The organism is Azospirillum sp. HJ39, assembly GCF_041507355.1.
Classification (GTDB): domain Bacteria; phylum Pseudomonadota; class Alphaproteobacteria; order Azospirillales; family Azospirillaceae; genus Azospirillum; species Azospirillum thiophilum.
The window spans coordinates 728,371-741,459 of record NZ_CP167913.1; the positions used below are offsets into that span (position 1 = coordinate 728,371).

13 protein-coding genes are annotated in these 13,089 nt (G+C 69.6%); 4 read left to right on the forward strand and 9 right to left on the reverse strand.

The genetic code is table 11. The features are described 5' to 3' along the window. The first annotated feature begins 37 nt into the window (after positions 1-37). Together ABMY26_RS34775 and ABMY26_RS34780 are read left to right on the forward strand one after the other, a co-directional pair. Positions 38-412 (forward strand): hypothetical protein, encoded by a 375-nt coding sequence (locus ABMY26_RS34775; RefSeq protein WP_372400002.1) that lies wholly within the window; start codon positions 38-40, stop codon positions 410-412. A 240-nt stretch (positions 413-652) separates the two neighbouring features. Continuing rightward, on the forward strand, positions 653-1,420 hold the full coding sequence (locus tag ABMY26_RS34780; RefSeq protein WP_372400003.1) for an AraC family transcriptional regulator: 768 nt from the start codon (positions 653-655) through the stop codon (positions 1,418-1,420). Here ABMY26_RS34780 and ABMY26_RS34785 read toward each other — a convergent pair. Both ABMY26_RS34785 and ABMY26_RS34790 read right to left on the reverse strand, forming a co-directional pair. Continuing rightward, the gene (locus ABMY26_RS34785; protein ID WP_372400004.1) at positions 1,417-2,103 is read right to left on the reverse strand and encodes an alpha/beta fold hydrolase; all 687 of its coding nucleotides are present in this window, start codon (positions 2,101-2,103) and stop codon (positions 1,417-1,419) included. The two genes, ABMY26_RS34780 and ABMY26_RS34785, sit on opposite strands and share 4 nt — an antisense overlap. Positions 2,104-2,210: 107 nt before the next feature. Further along, entirely contained in the window at positions 2,211-2,828 is a 618-nt protein-coding gene (locus ABMY26_RS34790) for a DedA family protein (RefSeq protein ID WP_372400005.1), read from the reverse strand. A 147-nt stretch (positions 2,829-2,975) separates the two neighbouring features. Here ABMY26_RS34790 and ABMY26_RS34795 point away from each other — a divergent pair, with 147 nt between their 5' ends. Next, on the forward strand, positions 2,976-3,455 hold the full coding sequence (locus ABMY26_RS34795; RefSeq protein ID WP_372400006.1) for an Lrp/AsnC family transcriptional regulator: 480 nt from the start codon (positions 2,976-2,978) through the stop codon (positions 3,453-3,455). On the opposite strand, the gene ABMY26_RS34800 is transcribed toward ABMY26_RS34795, so the two are convergent. Next, the gene (locus tag ABMY26_RS34800; protein WP_372400007.1) at positions 3,415-4,722 is read right to left on the reverse strand and encodes a winged helix-turn-helix domain-containing protein; all 1,308 of its coding nucleotides are present in this window, start codon (positions 4,720-4,722) and stop codon (positions 3,415-3,417) included. The two genes, ABMY26_RS34795 and ABMY26_RS34800, sit on opposite strands and share 41 nt — an antisense overlap. A gap of 144 nt (positions 4,723-4,866) precedes the next feature. Between ABMY26_RS34800 and ABMY26_RS34805 the strand changes: the two genes are divergently transcribed. Next, positions 4,867-6,081 (forward strand): NnrS family protein, encoded by a 1,215-nt coding sequence (locus ABMY26_RS34805; RefSeq protein WP_372400008.1) that lies wholly within the window; start codon positions 4,867-4,869, stop codon positions 6,079-6,081. A gap of 43 nt (positions 6,082-6,124) precedes the next feature. Here the strand turns inward: ABMY26_RS34805 and ABMY26_RS34810 are convergent, their stop codons facing one another. The 6 genes from ABMY26_RS34810 to ABMY26_RS34835 form a co-directional block, all read right to left on the reverse strand. Next, positions 6,125-6,499, reverse strand: coding sequence for a response regulator (locus tag ABMY26_RS34810; RefSeq protein ID WP_372400009.1), 375 nt, complete (start codon positions 6,497-6,499; stop codon positions 6,125-6,127). 190 nt (positions 6,500-6,689) lie between these two features. Further along, on the reverse strand, positions 6,690-7,070 hold the full coding sequence (locus tag ABMY26_RS34815) for a hypothetical protein (RefSeq protein WP_372400010.1): 381 nt from the start codon (positions 7,068-7,070) through the stop codon (positions 6,690-6,692). 124 nt (positions 7,071-7,194) lie between these two features. Further along, positions 7,195-7,539, reverse strand: coding sequence for an Hpt domain-containing protein (locus ABMY26_RS34820; RefSeq protein WP_372400011.1), 345 nt, complete (start codon positions 7,537-7,539; stop codon positions 7,195-7,197). A 325-nt stretch (positions 7,540-7,864) separates the two neighbouring features. Then, positions 7,865-10,942, reverse strand: a complete 3,078-nt coding sequence (locus ABMY26_RS34825; RefSeq protein WP_372400012.1) for a multidrug efflux RND transporter permease subunit — start codon at positions 10,940-10,942, stop codon at positions 7,865-7,867. 10 nt (positions 10,943-10,952) lie between these two features. Beyond that, the gene (locus tag ABMY26_RS34830; RefSeq protein WP_372400013.1) at positions 10,953-12,197 is read right to left on the reverse strand and encodes an efflux RND transporter periplasmic adaptor subunit; all 1,245 of its coding nucleotides are present in this window, start codon (positions 12,195-12,197) and stop codon (positions 10,953-10,955) included. A gap of 6 nt (positions 12,198-12,203) precedes the next feature. Further along, on the reverse strand, positions 12,204-12,938 hold the full coding sequence (locus ABMY26_RS34835) for a TetR/AcrR family transcriptional regulator (RefSeq protein WP_372400014.1): 735 nt from the start codon (positions 12,936-12,938) through the stop codon (positions 12,204-12,206). Positions 12,939-13,089 lie beyond the last annotated feature (151 nt).

Here is a 13,089-nt window from a genome sequence, read left to right on the forward strand (position 1 = left end):
CCCGGCTCAATCCCAAGACAACACAGCATGGAGACCGATGGTGATTCCGGAAAATGTCGACATGGGACCGGAAACAGGACACGGCATCATCGAGTGGCTGGATAAGAATATCGGGAATCGCGTGATCTATCTTCCTGTCGAGATAGATGGGCAGCCACTTATCATAAAGTCAACCCATCTGATTTCCAGGCAGGGCGGTATCGAGATACGTCTCGATACCGGGGCGCTCTCCCTTGATCTTCCCATGCATCTGATGAGCATTTGCCAGGCCTATCCTTGCCGCCTATGGCTGCAAGGCACGTGGGGACCGATCGTTTCCAGGAGCATGCCGACCGGCAAACCGGTTTTCGCTGTCCGGAAGGTGGGGGGGGTGTTCGAGACGGAAACCCCGCGTGTACTCCTCATGCGCTGACAGTACAGTCCGAATACTGAATCGGCGGCAACATCGCCGACTGCGGGAAAATCGGCCGTCGGGGGATGGGTACGGCACGCCCTTCGGAGCAGGCGGCAAGCCGGCCAAGGCGCTTTCCCTTGCCGGTCCGGTCCGTCGCCTCTCCGGGGAAGAAAATCATACGTGCGCCTGTACGTGTCGGGACCGCGAGCGTAGCATGGCTTTTCCATCTCCAAATCCCACCCCTTAGGAGTCCGCCGCGTGGCGTCCCCGCATCGGCCGACCGTCAGCACCCGCAGTTATGACGGGCACGAACGGCGGCACGCGCACGAGCATCACCAGATCGTCCTGCCGGTCGCCGGGGGCCTCGACATGGAGGTCGGCGGGGCCTGCGGGCGGGTGGGCGCCGGCTGCGGGGTGCTGGTGGCGGAGGGAGCGCCGCACAGCTTCCGCAGCGGCGGGGCCAACCGCTTCGTCGTGCTCGACCTGCCGGCCGGCGGGCCGCTGCCCGAGGCGGCGATCCGGGGAACGGGCGCCTTCTTCGCCATCGACGATGCGCTGGACGGGCTGGTGCGCTATCTGGCGGCGGAGGCGGCCGACCGGCCGCTCGACCCGGTGCTGGCCCACCATGCGGCCGGGCTGCTGCTGCGCGCCCTGGAAGCCCGCCATCGGGGAACCGGCCGGCAGGCCGCCGCCCCCCCGGACGACCCCCCGGACGACCCCATCGAGCGCGCCCTGGCATTGATGGCCGAGCGCTGCGAGGAGGCGCCGACCGTGGCCGAGCTTGCCGCCGCGGTCGGGCTGGCGCCCAGCCGCTTCCACGAGCTTTTCCGCATCCGCACCGGCACCACCCCGGCGCGGCGGCTGGCCGACCTGCGGCTGGACCGGGCGGAGGCGTTGCTGCGCGCCGGCACCCTGCCGCTGGCCGAGGTGGCGCTGGCGGTCGGCTTCTCCGACCAGAGCGCGCTGACCCGTAGCCTGCGGCGGCAGCGCGGCACGACGCCGGGGGCGGTCCGCAACGGGGGTTAGGCCGTCCGCGCCGCCTCGACGATCACCGCCGCCACGGCGTCGGGCCGCGACAGGTGCGGGGCATGGCCGCTGTCGACCTCCACGCTGCGGGCGCCGATGCGCGACGCGGTGGCGCGCAGGAAGTCGGGCGGCAGCATGCGGTCCTTGGCGGCGACGACATACCAGGCGGGCTTGGCCTTCCAGGCGGCGGCGCTCACCTTCGTCGCGAAGCAGGAGGCCGCGACCGGCCCCTGGGTGGCGGCCAGCAGCGCCGCCTCCTCCGCCGGCAGATCCTGGGCGAAATTGCGGGCCATCCCCTCGGGCGTCAGGGTCAGGAAGCGGCCCTTGTCGACCGAGACGCCCGACAGGCCGGCGGATGGCGGGAAGGATTTCAGCGTGTCGTTCGGCGACTGGCCGATGTCGGGGGCGAAGGCGGCGACATAGACCAGCGCCGTCACCCGGTCCTGGTCGCCCAGCTGGGTGATGACCGCCCCGCCCCAGGAATGGCCGACCAGCACCAGCGGCCCTTTCGTGCGGTCGATGGCGCGCTGGACATGGGCGACGTCGTCGTCGAGCGACACCAGCGGATTCTGCACCGCGACCGCCAGCAAGCCTGCCGCCTGCAGGCGGGGGATCACCCGGCTCCAGGACGAGCCGTCGGCGAAGGCGCCGTGGACGAGGATGACGGTGGCGTTGGTACCCATGGAGCGGCTCCCGCTGGCGGCATGACGCTCCGGTCAGTGCATGCGGGTGGCCGATCCGTCCAGCCGGGACGGCGAAGTTTTCCTCTTGGCGGAAACCGGCCCGCGCCTCATTCCGCCGGCTGCCCGGCGGTGCGCCGGCCGAAGGTCGCGACGCGGTAGAGGTACCAGAGGGCCATGCCGGCGACGACGATGTTGGAGAGCGGGTTCAGCCAGCCGGAGACCTGCTGGTAGCCGTCCTCCAGCAGATAGCCGGCGCCGGCCAGCAGGGTGGTCCAGATCGCCGTTCCGGCCGTGGTGTAGAGCAGGAAGGGGACCAGCGGCATCCCCGACACGCCGGCCGGGATCGAGATCAGCGTGCGCACCGCCGGGATCATCCGGCCGATCAGCACCGCCCGGCCGCCATGGCGGCGGAAATGCGCCATGGACCGGTCCAGCTCGTCCGGACCGATGGTCAGCCAGCGGCCATGGCGTCCGGCCAGGCGCATCAGCCGGTCGCAGCCGATCCAGCGGCCGATCAGGTACCAGAACAGCCCGCCCGCCACCGCGCCGGCCGTGCCGGCGATCACCACCGGGACGAATTGCAGATCCCCGCGTGCCGCGGTGAAGCCGGCCAGCGGCAGGATCAGCTCCGAGGGGACCGGCGGGAACAGATTCTCCGCGAACATCAACAGCGCCACCCCGGCATAGCCGGTCTGCTCCACCATCCTGACGATCCAGTCGAACACGCCCGCGTCTCCCGCCTTTGCCATCCGGTTCCGGGGCAAACAACGCCGGCCGGGCGGAATGGTTGCACGGGAGGGCTCGAACCGGCCGCAAGCCCGGCTTATGTTTGGAGGGGAAACCATCGGGTCGGCGGAGAAGAGGACGGCGGAATGGCGGCGATCAAGCTCGACCGGCATGAGAAGGGGATCCTCGCGGCCCTGCAGGAGAACGCCCGCCTGACCATGCAGGAGCTGGGCGACACCGTCGGCCTGTCGGCCTCGCCCTGCTGGCGCCGGGTGCGCTCGATGGAGGACATCGGCGTCATCCGCCGCTACACGGTGCAGCTCGACCCGCGCAAGCTGGGGCTGGGCGAGTGCGTCTTCGCCCATGTCACGCTGGAACGCCACAAGGAGAATGCGGTCGACCAGTTCGAGACCGCCATCGCCGGCATGCCGGAGGTGCTGGAATGCTTCGCCGTCACCGGCGAGGCCGATTACCTGCTGCGCATCGTCGTGCCGACCACCGAGGATTACGGCCGCTTCCTCAGCGAACGCATCTTCTCCATCCCCGCGGTGTCGCACGTCAAATCCAGCGTCACCCTGAAGGAGGTCAAGTTCGAGACCCGGCTGCCGCTGGATCATCTGGAGTGAGGGCTTTCCGGGGTCGGCCCAGTTCCTGCCCCAGGGCCGGCGCCAAGTCGCCCGCGGCGGCCACGATGACCCGCTCCAGCCCGAGCCAGCCGGCCAGCCGGCGCAGCTCAGCCGCCAGCGGCTGGGCGACGGCATCCGGCCGGGCGTGGGATTCGGCGTGGGCGGCCTGGACCAGCAGGGCGCCGGCCTTGCGGTCGGATTTCAGGTCGACGCGGGCGGCGATGCGCTCGTCCATCAGGAAGGGCAGGACGTAATAGCCATGCTCCCGCTTGTGGGCGGGGGTGTAGATCTCCAGCCGGATGCGGGCGCCGAACAGGCGTTCGGTGCGCTGCCGTTCCCAGATCAGCGAATCGAAGGGCGACAGCAGGGCGCAGGCCGGGGCCTTGCGCGGCACGCGCAGGTCGGGGGTGACATAGGCGGTGCGGTCCCACCCCTCCACCGTCACCGGCAGCAGCTCGCCGGCCTCCACCAGTTCGGCGATGCGCAGGCGGGCGTCGGCGACGTCGAGCCGGTGGTAGTCGCGCAGGTCGCGCTCGGTCGCCACGCCATGGGCGCGGGCGGCGATCCGCAGCAGGGACCGCTGGGCCTCGGCCTCCTCCGGCGTGGGGATGTCGAGCACGGATGCCGGCAGCACCCGCTCCGGCAGGTCGTACAGCCGCTCGAAGCCGCGGCGGCCGGCGGTGGTGACGCGGCCGGCCCAGAACAGGAACTCAAGCGCCCGCTTGCCGTCGCTCCAGCCCCACCAGCCGCCGGCCCCGCGCCCGGCCTCGCTGAGTTCCGAGGCGCCGAGCGGGCCGCGCGCCGCCACCTCGGCCAGCACCGAGTCGAGGTAGGGGCGGCGCTCGGCGGCGAAGCGCGCCAGCTCGCCATAGATGCCCTCGCCGCGCTCGGCCCGCGCCATGCGCCAGCGGAACAGCGGCTGCTGCTCCACCGGGATCAGCGAGGCCTCGTGTCCCCAATATTCGAACAGCGACCGCCGCTTGCCGCCATAGGCCAGCCGGTCGAGCAGCGCCGCCTCGTACGGCCCCAGCCGCGAGAACAACGGCAGGTAATGCGAGCGGACCAGCACATTGACCGAATCGATCTGCACCAGCCCGAGCCGGCCGATCAGGCGCCGGGCGTGGCGTGGCTCCACCTGGGCAAGCCCTCCGGGAGCGGTTTCGGGAGCGCTGTCGGGGGCCGGGCCGGGGACGGCGTTGGAAAAGCCCTGGGCGGCGATGGCGACGCGGCGCGCCTCGCGCAGGGACAGGCTGTCGGGACGGGGCATCGGACCGGAACGGACGGGGCGGGGACGGGGTGGGGCGCCAGCTTGCGAATGCGTTTGACTTTCGTCAAGGCGGCCGGCGGCGTCCGGACCCAGGCTTGCCGGCGATCCTGCATTTCCGCACCCGTTCCGGGGGAGTCCCCTTCCATGTCCTCACCCAGCCTTGCCGGCCGCGACGCCGGCCCCGCGATCCCGATCCTGTTCCAGTACGGCTTCCGCTGCTTCTTCCTGTTCAGCGGCCTGGCCGCCATGGGCCTGCTGGCCGCGTGGCTGGGCGTGCTGGTCACCGGCGAATGGCCGGACGGCGCGGTCGGCGCCGGCGCCTGGCACGCCCACGAGATGCTGTTCGGCATGATCGCGGCGGCGGTCGCCGGCTTCCTGCTGACGGCGGTGCCGAGCTGGACCGGGACCAGGGCGGTGTCGGGCGTGCCGCTGATGGTGCTGGCCGCCCTGTGGCTGGCCGGCCGCATCGCGGTCTTCCCCTGGGTGGGGCCATGGGTGGCGATGCCCGGAGCGCTGGCCGCGGTCCTCGACCTCGCCTTCCTGCCGGCGCTCGGGGTGGCGCTCGCCCGGCCGCTGGTGGCCGCCGGCAAATGGCGCAACAGCGCCTTCCTGATCCTGCTGGGGCTGTTGACCGCCGGCAACCTGCTGATCCATCTGGAATGGCTCGACCTGTTGCCCGGCGGGGTGGAGGCCGGCTTTGCGCTGGGTCTCGGCATCGTGCTGATGATGGTGACGGTGATCGGCGGGCGCATCCTGCCGGCCTTCACCCGCAATGGGCTGGGCAAGGCCGGCATGGCGGTGCGGTCCTGGCCGCTGGTGGAGCGGGCGACCCTGCTGGCGACGCTGGCCCTCATCCCGGCGGCGATGGTGGATGCCGGGTCCGCCGTCACCGGGCTGATCGCGCTTGCCGCTGCCGCCGCCCATGCGGTGCGGCTGGCCGGCTGGCAGGGCTGGAGGGCCTGGCGCTCGCCGATCCTGTGGATCCTGCATGTCGGCTATCTGTGGGTGCCGGTGGCGCTGCTGCTGCGCGGGCTGCATGCGCTGGCCGGGCTGCCGGCGGCGGCGGGAACGCATGCGATGACGGTCGGCGCCTTCGCGACGCTGATCCTGGCGGTGATGAGCCGCGCCTCGCTCGGCCACACCGGCCGGCCGCTGGTGGTGTCGCGGGCGACGGTCGCAGCCTATGTGCTGCTGACGGCCGCGGCGGCGCTCCGCACCCTGTCGCCGCTGCTGCCGGTGGAGTGGGTGTGGCCGGCGCTGCAAGGATCGGGCTATGCCTGGGTCGCGGCCTTTGCCCTGTTCCTGGCCGCCTATGCCCCGGTCCTGCTGTCCCCGCGTGCCGACGGCCGGCCGGGCTGACCGGCCCGCTCCGGTCCGGTCGAGTCCAGTCCAGGCGCAGGGTTCAGGTCATGCCGCGGAAGTGGCGGTCGATGGCGTCGTTCATCTCGACCTCGCGGAAGGGCTTGGTCAGGACAGGGCGGTCCTGATGAGCCTTCGGCAGGCCGGCGACGCCATGGCCGGTGGTGAAGACGAAGGGAATTCCGCGGGCACTCAGGGCGTCGGCGACGCTGTCGACCCGCTCGCCGCGCAGGGTGACGTCGAGCAGCGCCGCGTCGATGCCGCCCTTTGCGATCAGGTCCAGCGCCTCGGCCACCGTGGCGGCAGGGCCGATCACGCCGACATTCTGCACTTCGAGCGAATCCTCGATGGCCATCGCCACCAGCGGCTCGTCCTCGACGAGCAGGATGCGCAAGGGCTTGGAGTGGTCGGCTTCCATGGGCGAACGGCTCGCTGAGGGTCTGGGCGGGAAGGTCTTGGGCGGCGGTCGGACTGCAGATGGGGGCGATGTCCCCAAGCGGCAACCGGGGTGAGCTTTTCCGTTCAGCCCTCGGCTTGTCCACTCCGACCTTGGTCATCGCCCATAGGGCCATCCACAAAGCGTATCCGGATATCACCCCGTCGGAATATCAGCCCAGATCGTCGAGCGCCTGTTGCAGCGACGGATAGAGCGCCTCCACCAGCGAGCCGTCCGGCCGCATCGGCGAGGGCAGCGTGTCCGCCCCTTCCAGGGCGCGCGACAGCGGCAGGCCGCCGACCTCGACGAAGCCGCCGCGTTCGCCATATTGGCCGACGATCCAGTCCTTGACCGCCGGGTCGCCGTCCAGTGCGTTGTTGTGCGAGATCAGCGCGTGGCTGCCGTCGTCGGAGCGCCGGTACCAGGCATGGCAGCCGTCGCCGAGATCCATGGGCTTGAACCCGGCCGCACCCAGGGGCTCCCGCACCGTCGCGCGCACCCTGTCGGTGCCGAGGCCGGTCTTCCGGTCGAGATCGTCCGCGAGCTCGCTCATGTCGCCTCACTGTTCGTGGTCCTGGATGGACAACGCCGCAGGGCGGGGTTTGTGCCGTCGCCACCTGTCCGAACGTGGGGGAGGGGATGCCTGTTCGGGGCGGCCGGGCGTGCCGGCTATCCGATCAGACGTCGATCGGCTTGCAGCTGCGGAGTGCGGCCAGCGAGCGGTCCAGCAGGTCGCGGAGACGGTCCGCCTGCGCGACAACGTCGGCGGACGGGGCGTGTTCCAGCTCCTTGGCCAGCCGGCCGAGTGCCGCGGCGCCCAGGTTCAGCGCGGTGCCCTTCAGCATGTGCGCGGTGCGGTCGTGCGGCTCCCCGGCGCTGGCCTGGGCGATCAGCCTGTCGACGGTCTTGTGCCCGTTGTCGGTGAAGCCGGCGACCGATGCGTCCCAATCCTCGGCGGTCAGCACCTCCAGCAGCAGGGACACCTGCTCCTCGTCCAGAAGGTCGGCTTGCGGTTCGCTCATGGCGGGCTCCGGTTCGGCGCTGTCGGAAGGAAACGGCGGGGGCGAGGGGTGAGGTCTCCGTATCGTACGGTACGTGTGACATTTCGGCCAGAAGCACCGCGGGACGCAAGGGGTGTCCGCAAGCTTCTGCGTCGGGCGGCGTCGGGCGGCGTCAGCGGCAGCTGGGGAAATCGAGCGCTGGACGGTCTGGATGCTCCGCCGCGAGGAAGGGGAAACCCTGCCGATCCCTGCCAACCGGTGAGCCATCCGGCGGACATTGGCAAAAAAAACAGGCCCCTCCGTGCCGGGAGGAGCCTGCTTCGAGGAGGACGCGGCCTGCGGCGCGTCAGGTCATGCTGCGCAGTTCCTCGGCGCGGGTGGAGCGCGAGGCGGCGAAATGGTCCTTGGCGAGCAGCGTGTAGACCGCCGGCAGGACGAACAGCGTGAACAGCGTGCCGATCAGCATGCCGGCCACGATGACGAGGCCGATGGAGAAACGGCTGGCCGCGCCGGCACCCGCCGCGGTCAGCAGCGGCAGCAGGCCGACCACCATCGCCGCGGTGGTCATCAGGATCGGGCGCAGGCGGACGCGGGCGGCATGCTCGATCGCGGTGCGGCGGTCGACGCCCTCGTTGATCTGCATCTCGCGGGCGAATTCCACCAGCAGGATGCCGTGCTTGGAGATCAGGCCGATCAGCGTCACCAGGCCGACCTGGGTGTAGATGTTCATGGTGGACAGGCCGAAGAACAGCGGCAGCAGCGCGCCGCAGATCGACATCGGCACCGACACCAGGATCACCAGCGGATCGCGCAGCGATTCGAACTGGGCCGCCAGCACCAGGTAGATCACCACAAGCGCGAAGGCGAAGGTCACCATCAGCTGGCTGCCCTCGGTCACGAACTGCCGCGATTCCGACAGGTAGGCGTGGTTGAAGCCGGCCGGCAGCTGGGCCCGCGCCTGCTCCTCCAGGAAATCGACGACCTGGCCCATCGAGACGCCCGGCATCGGCACCGCCGAGAAGGTGGCCGACGGCAGCTGGTTGTACTTGTTCAGGGCGTTGGGCTCGGTCGCCGTCTCCACCGACACCACGGTCGACAGCGGGATCTGGGCGCCGGACCCGGAGGTGACATAATAGCCGGTCAGCGAGTCCGGCGTCAGCCGGTCGGCCCGCGGCACCTGCGGGATGACCTCGTAGGAACGGCCGTTCAGGTTGAAGCGGTTGACGTAGTTGCCGCCGACCAGCACCGACAGCGTGCTCGACACCGACTGCATGGTCAGCCCGAGATCGGCCGCCTTGGCGCGGTCGATCTTCAGCCGGACGACCGGGCTGTCATATTGCAGGTCGCTGTCGGTGATGATGAACATGCCGCTCTTGGTGGCTGCGTCCTTGATCCGCTCGATGGCGTCGAAGATGGTGCGGTAGTCGCCGGGGCTGGAGATCACCATCTGCACCGGCAGGCCGCCGGTGGATCCCGGCAGGGCCGGCGGCGACACCAGGAACACGTTGATGCCCGTCACCTTGCCCAGCTCCGCCTGGGCCAGCGGCTGGAGGTCCTTGGCCGCGCGTTCGCGCTCGCCCCACGGCTTCAGGATCATGCCGGCGAAGCCCTGGTTCAGGGTGGGCATGCCGGTCAGCACGAAGCGGGTGTCGGTTTCCGGGAAGGAGGCGAAGGTGTCGTCGATCTGCTTGCCGAAGCTGTCGATGTAGTCGAGGTTGGCGTATTGCGGCCCCTTGGAGATGCCGAACAGGATGCCCTGGTCCTCCTCCGGCGCCAGTTCCGACATGGTGTTGGCGAACAGGTAGCCGACGCTGGCCAGGATGCCGACGGCGAACAGCAGCGTCGCCGCCCGGTAGTCGAGCGTGCCGTGCAGGCGCCGCTCGTACCAGTCGGCCAGCTTCTCGAACTGGCGGTCGAGGAAGGCGGCGAAATGGCCCTGGGAACCGCCCTCCTTGAGGATGACCGAGCACATCATCGGCGACAGCGTCAGCGCCACGACGCCCGACACGATCACCGCTGCTGCGAGCGTGAAGGCGAATTCGCGGAACAGGGCGCCGGTCAGCCCGCCCAGCAGGCCGATGGGCGCATAGACCGCCGCCAGCGTGATGGTCATCGAGATGACCGGCCCGACGATCTCCCGCGCCCCCAGCAGCGACGCGGCGACCGCCGATTTTCCCTGCTCGATGTGGCGGTGGATGTTCTCGACCACGACGATGGCGTCGTCCACCACCAGGCCGATGGCAAGCACCATCGCCAGCAGCGTCAGCAGGTTCAGCGAGAAGCCCAGCGCCAGCATGAAGGTGGCGGCGCCGACGATCGACAGCGGGATGGTCACCACCGGGATCAGCACCGAGCGCAAGCTGCCCAGGAACAGGAAGATGACGACGATGACGATGGCGACCGCCTCCAGCAGCGTCTTCACCACCTCGTCGATGGACGCTTGGATGAAGCGGGTGCTGTCGTAGACGATCTCCATCTCCATGTTGGGCGGCAGGTTGCGCCGCAGGTCCTGCTCCATCTTGCGGATGTCGGCGACGATGTTCAGCGGGTTGCCGGTGGGGGTGCTGTCGACGCCGATGAAGATCGCCTGCTGCCCGTTCATCGCCACGCTGGCGTCGAAGCTCTTGGAGCTGAGCTCGACCGTGGCGATGTCGCGCATGCGCACCAGCGCCCCGTCCTTGGCCTTCACCACCATCTCGCGGAACTGCTCGACGTCGGTCAGGCCGGTGTTGGCGGTGACGTTGGAGACGACGAAGACGCCCTTGGTCTGGCCGGGGGCCGACTGGTAGTTGTTGGCGGTGATCGCCGCCGAGACGTCGGCGGGGGAGATGTTGCGCGCCGCCATCTTGACCGGGTCGAGCCACAGCCGCATGGCGAAGGTCTGGCCGCCCAGGATCTGGGCGCGGGCGACGCCCTCCACCGTGGACAGCACCGGCTGCACCACGCGCGTCAGATAGTCGGAGATCGCCGCCCCGGACAGCTCGGGGCTGGAGAAGCCCATATAGAGGATCGAGGTCGTCTCGCCGGTCGATTTCAGGATGACCGGGTCGTTGGCCTCGCGCGGCAGCTGGTACTTCACCTGCTGCACCTTCGCCATCACGTCGGTCATCGCGACGTTGGGGTCGAAGTTCAGCCGGACATAGGCGGTGACGACGCTCTGCCCCTGGGTCGAGGAGGAGGTCAGGTAGTCGAGCCCCTCGGCCGAGGACACCGCCTGTTCGATCGGCGTGGCGATGAAGCCCTGCATCAGTTCCGGCGAGGCGCCGGGATAGCTGGTGGTCACGGTGATGACCGTGTTCTGCAGCTGCGGATACTGCCGGATCGGCAGCTCCAGCATCGAGCGGGCCCCGATCAGCAGGATCAGCAGGCTGACCACGACCGACAGGATGGGCCGGCGGATGAAGATGTCGGTGAAACTGCCCATGGGGTCGGCCTCAGTTCTGCGGCAGGGTCTGCGGCGGGGTGAGCGGGTTGCTCTCCGCCGGGACGACGGCGGCGCCGTTCGCCAGCTTCAGCTGGCCCGACACCACGACGCGGTCGCCGGGCTTGATGCCGCTGCGGATCTCCACTTGGTTGGCGAGGCGGTCGCCGACCTTCACCGGCTTGCGCTCCACCACCAGCTGCTCCTTGCCGTCGGGGGTCTTCTGCGAAGTGGCGACGAAGACCGAATCGCCGTAGACGGTGTAGTCGATCGCGGTTTCCGGCACGGTCAGCGTGTCGGGCTGCGGCGGCAGGACGACGCGGACATTGGCGAACATGCCCGGCCGCAGCTGGCGTTCGCGGTTGTCCATGGTCGCCTGCACCTTGACGGCGCGGGTGTCGGCGCTGACCTGCGGTTCGATGGTGGTGATCTTCGCCTCGAAATCGCGGCCGGGCAGGGCGTCGACGTTGATCAGCACCTTCTGGCCGACCGACAGTCTGGTGAAGGACTGCTCCGGCAGGGTGAAGTTGATGTAGAGCTGCGACAGGTCGGTCAGCGTGACGATGGTGGCGCCGGGATTGACGTAATCGCCGACATTGACCTGCCGGATGCCCAGCTCGCCGTCGAAGGGAGCCTTGATCAGCTTCTGGCCGATCAGGGCCTGGGTCCGCTTCATGTTCGCGTTGATCTCGTCGAGCTGTGCCTGATACTGGTCGACGTTGCTCTGCGGCGTGGCCTGGCTGCGGCGCAGGTCGCGGTAGCGCTCCAGGTTCAGCTCGGCCAGACGCGCCTGGGCGCGCTGGGCCAGCAGGTCGGCCTGCTCGGTGGCGTCGTTCAGCTGCACCAGCGGATCGCCGGCCTTGACGCGGGCGCCCGACTCGAAGGGGATGCGGTCGACGCGGCCGGCGACCTCGGGGGCCACCGTCACCTGCCGGGCCGCCTGCAGCGTGCCGATGGCGGACAGGTATTTCGGGATGGTCTGCACCGTCGCCTCCGCCAGCGCCACCGGGGTGGGCGGCGGCTTGTTGTTGGCGAAGAAGTCGGCGATCGCCTTGGCGCGGAAGGTGTTGAAGCCGTAGAGCGCCGCGCCCAGCAGCCCCAGCACCACCAGCATGATGACGATGCGCACCGTCAGCCGCCCGCGGGTGACGGGCTTGCGCGGATGCTTCGGCGGCGGGGGCGGCGATGCCCCGTGGCCCGGCTCGGCCGCCGGGTGCCCGAATGACGTCTCGGTCTTTGGCGAATGGTCCAGGGTCACGTTCGGCTACTCCGGTGTCTCGGGTGTGGGGTCGTCATTGTGGATCCCGCCGTCTTGCGGCGGCGCGAATGGCACGAAGGGAAAGCGTCCGCCGCGTTCCTGGGCGGCAATCGACTCGTCTCGCAGGCCGATGCCGCGCAGGATGAACCAGATTGTCTGCCGCGCAAGGTCGGGACGGCCGCAGGGGTAGGGGACGACCGCGCCGCCGGACAGGCAGACGGTGGCCATCATCCCGCAAAGATGCTCGGCAAGCCAGAGCCCGTTCTCCGCGTCGACCGGACCGGGAACAAGGTCGCCTGCGGCGGTGGCCGCGGCGATGGAGGCGGCGAAACAGGGGAGGAAGCGGCTGCGGATGCCTTCATAGACCTGCCGCATGAACTCGCCGTCGTCCAGCAGGCTGATGATCGACAGGCGATGGCGGGCCCGCTCTTCCGGATCGGCGGGGACCTCGATCACGAAATGGGCGACCATCCCCTGGATCATCTGCGCCAGCGTCGCGGTGCCCGGAGGCAGCGCCACCAGCCGTTCATATTCCGGATCCTCGTCGATGCAGGTGAGGAAGATCGCCTCGTACAGCGAGGCCTTGGTCGGGAAATGCTTGAAGATCAGCGCCTCCGACACGCCGGCGGCCTGCGCGATCTCCCTGGTGGTGGTCGCGGCGAAGCCCTTGCGCGCGAACAGCGGCAAGGCGGCGTCGAGGATCGCCCGCTTGCGGGCATTGCTGTCGAGGCGTGGAGCCATCGGAGGGTGGAACACTCGCTGGTGATAAGTGAGTGCTTACTCACCCAACTTGGCGCAGATATAGCTTGGCTGCGTCACTCTGTCCATCGGCTTCGCTGCGGGGACGGCAAGGTCTCCTGCCCGGCTCCTGACAGGGTATCCCCCGGCCGCC

What these genes read in the sequence shown, in the direction of transcription:
- ABMY26_RS34775 (WP_372400002.1), top strand. Translation starts at nt 38, where the DNA reads ATGGTGATTCCGGAAAATGTCGACATGGGACCGGAAACAGGACACGGC.
- ABMY26_RS34785 (WP_372400004.1), bottom strand. Translation starts at nt 2,103, where the DNA reads ATGGGTACCAACGCCACCGTCATCCTCGTCCACGGCGCCTTCGCCGAC.
- ABMY26_RS34795 (WP_372400006.1), top strand. Translation starts at nt 2,976, where the DNA reads ATGGCGGCGATCAAGCTCGACCGGCATGAGAAGGGGATCCTCGCGGCC.
- ABMY26_RS34800 (WP_372400007.1), bottom strand. Translation starts at nt 4,722, where the DNA reads ATGCCCCGTCCCGACAGCCTGTCCCTGCGCGAGGCGCGCCGCGTCGCC.
- ABMY26_RS34805 (WP_372400008.1), top strand. Translation starts at nt 4,867, where the DNA reads ATGTCCTCACCCAGCCTTGCCGGCCGCGACGCCGGCCCCGCGATCCCG.
- ABMY26_RS34810 (WP_372400009.1), bottom strand. Translation starts at nt 6,499, where the DNA reads ATGGAAGCCGACCACTCCAAGCCCTTGCGCATCCTGCTCGTCGAGGAC.
- ABMY26_RS34815 (WP_372400010.1), bottom strand. Translation starts at nt 7,070, where the DNA reads ATGAGCGAGCTCGCGGACGATCTCGACCGGAAGACCGGCCTCGGCACC.
- ABMY26_RS34820 (WP_372400011.1), bottom strand. Translation starts at nt 7,539, where the DNA reads ATGAGCGAACCGCAAGCCGACCTTCTGGACGAGGAGCAGGTGTCCCTG.
- ABMY26_RS34825 (WP_372400012.1), bottom strand. Translation starts at nt 10,942, where the DNA reads ATGGGCAGTTTCACCGACATCTTCATCCGCCGGCCCATCCTGTCGGTC.
- ABMY26_RS34835 (WP_372400014.1), bottom strand. Translation starts at nt 12,938, where the DNA reads ATGGCTCCACGCCTCGACAGCAATGCCCGCAAGCGGGCGATCCTCGAC.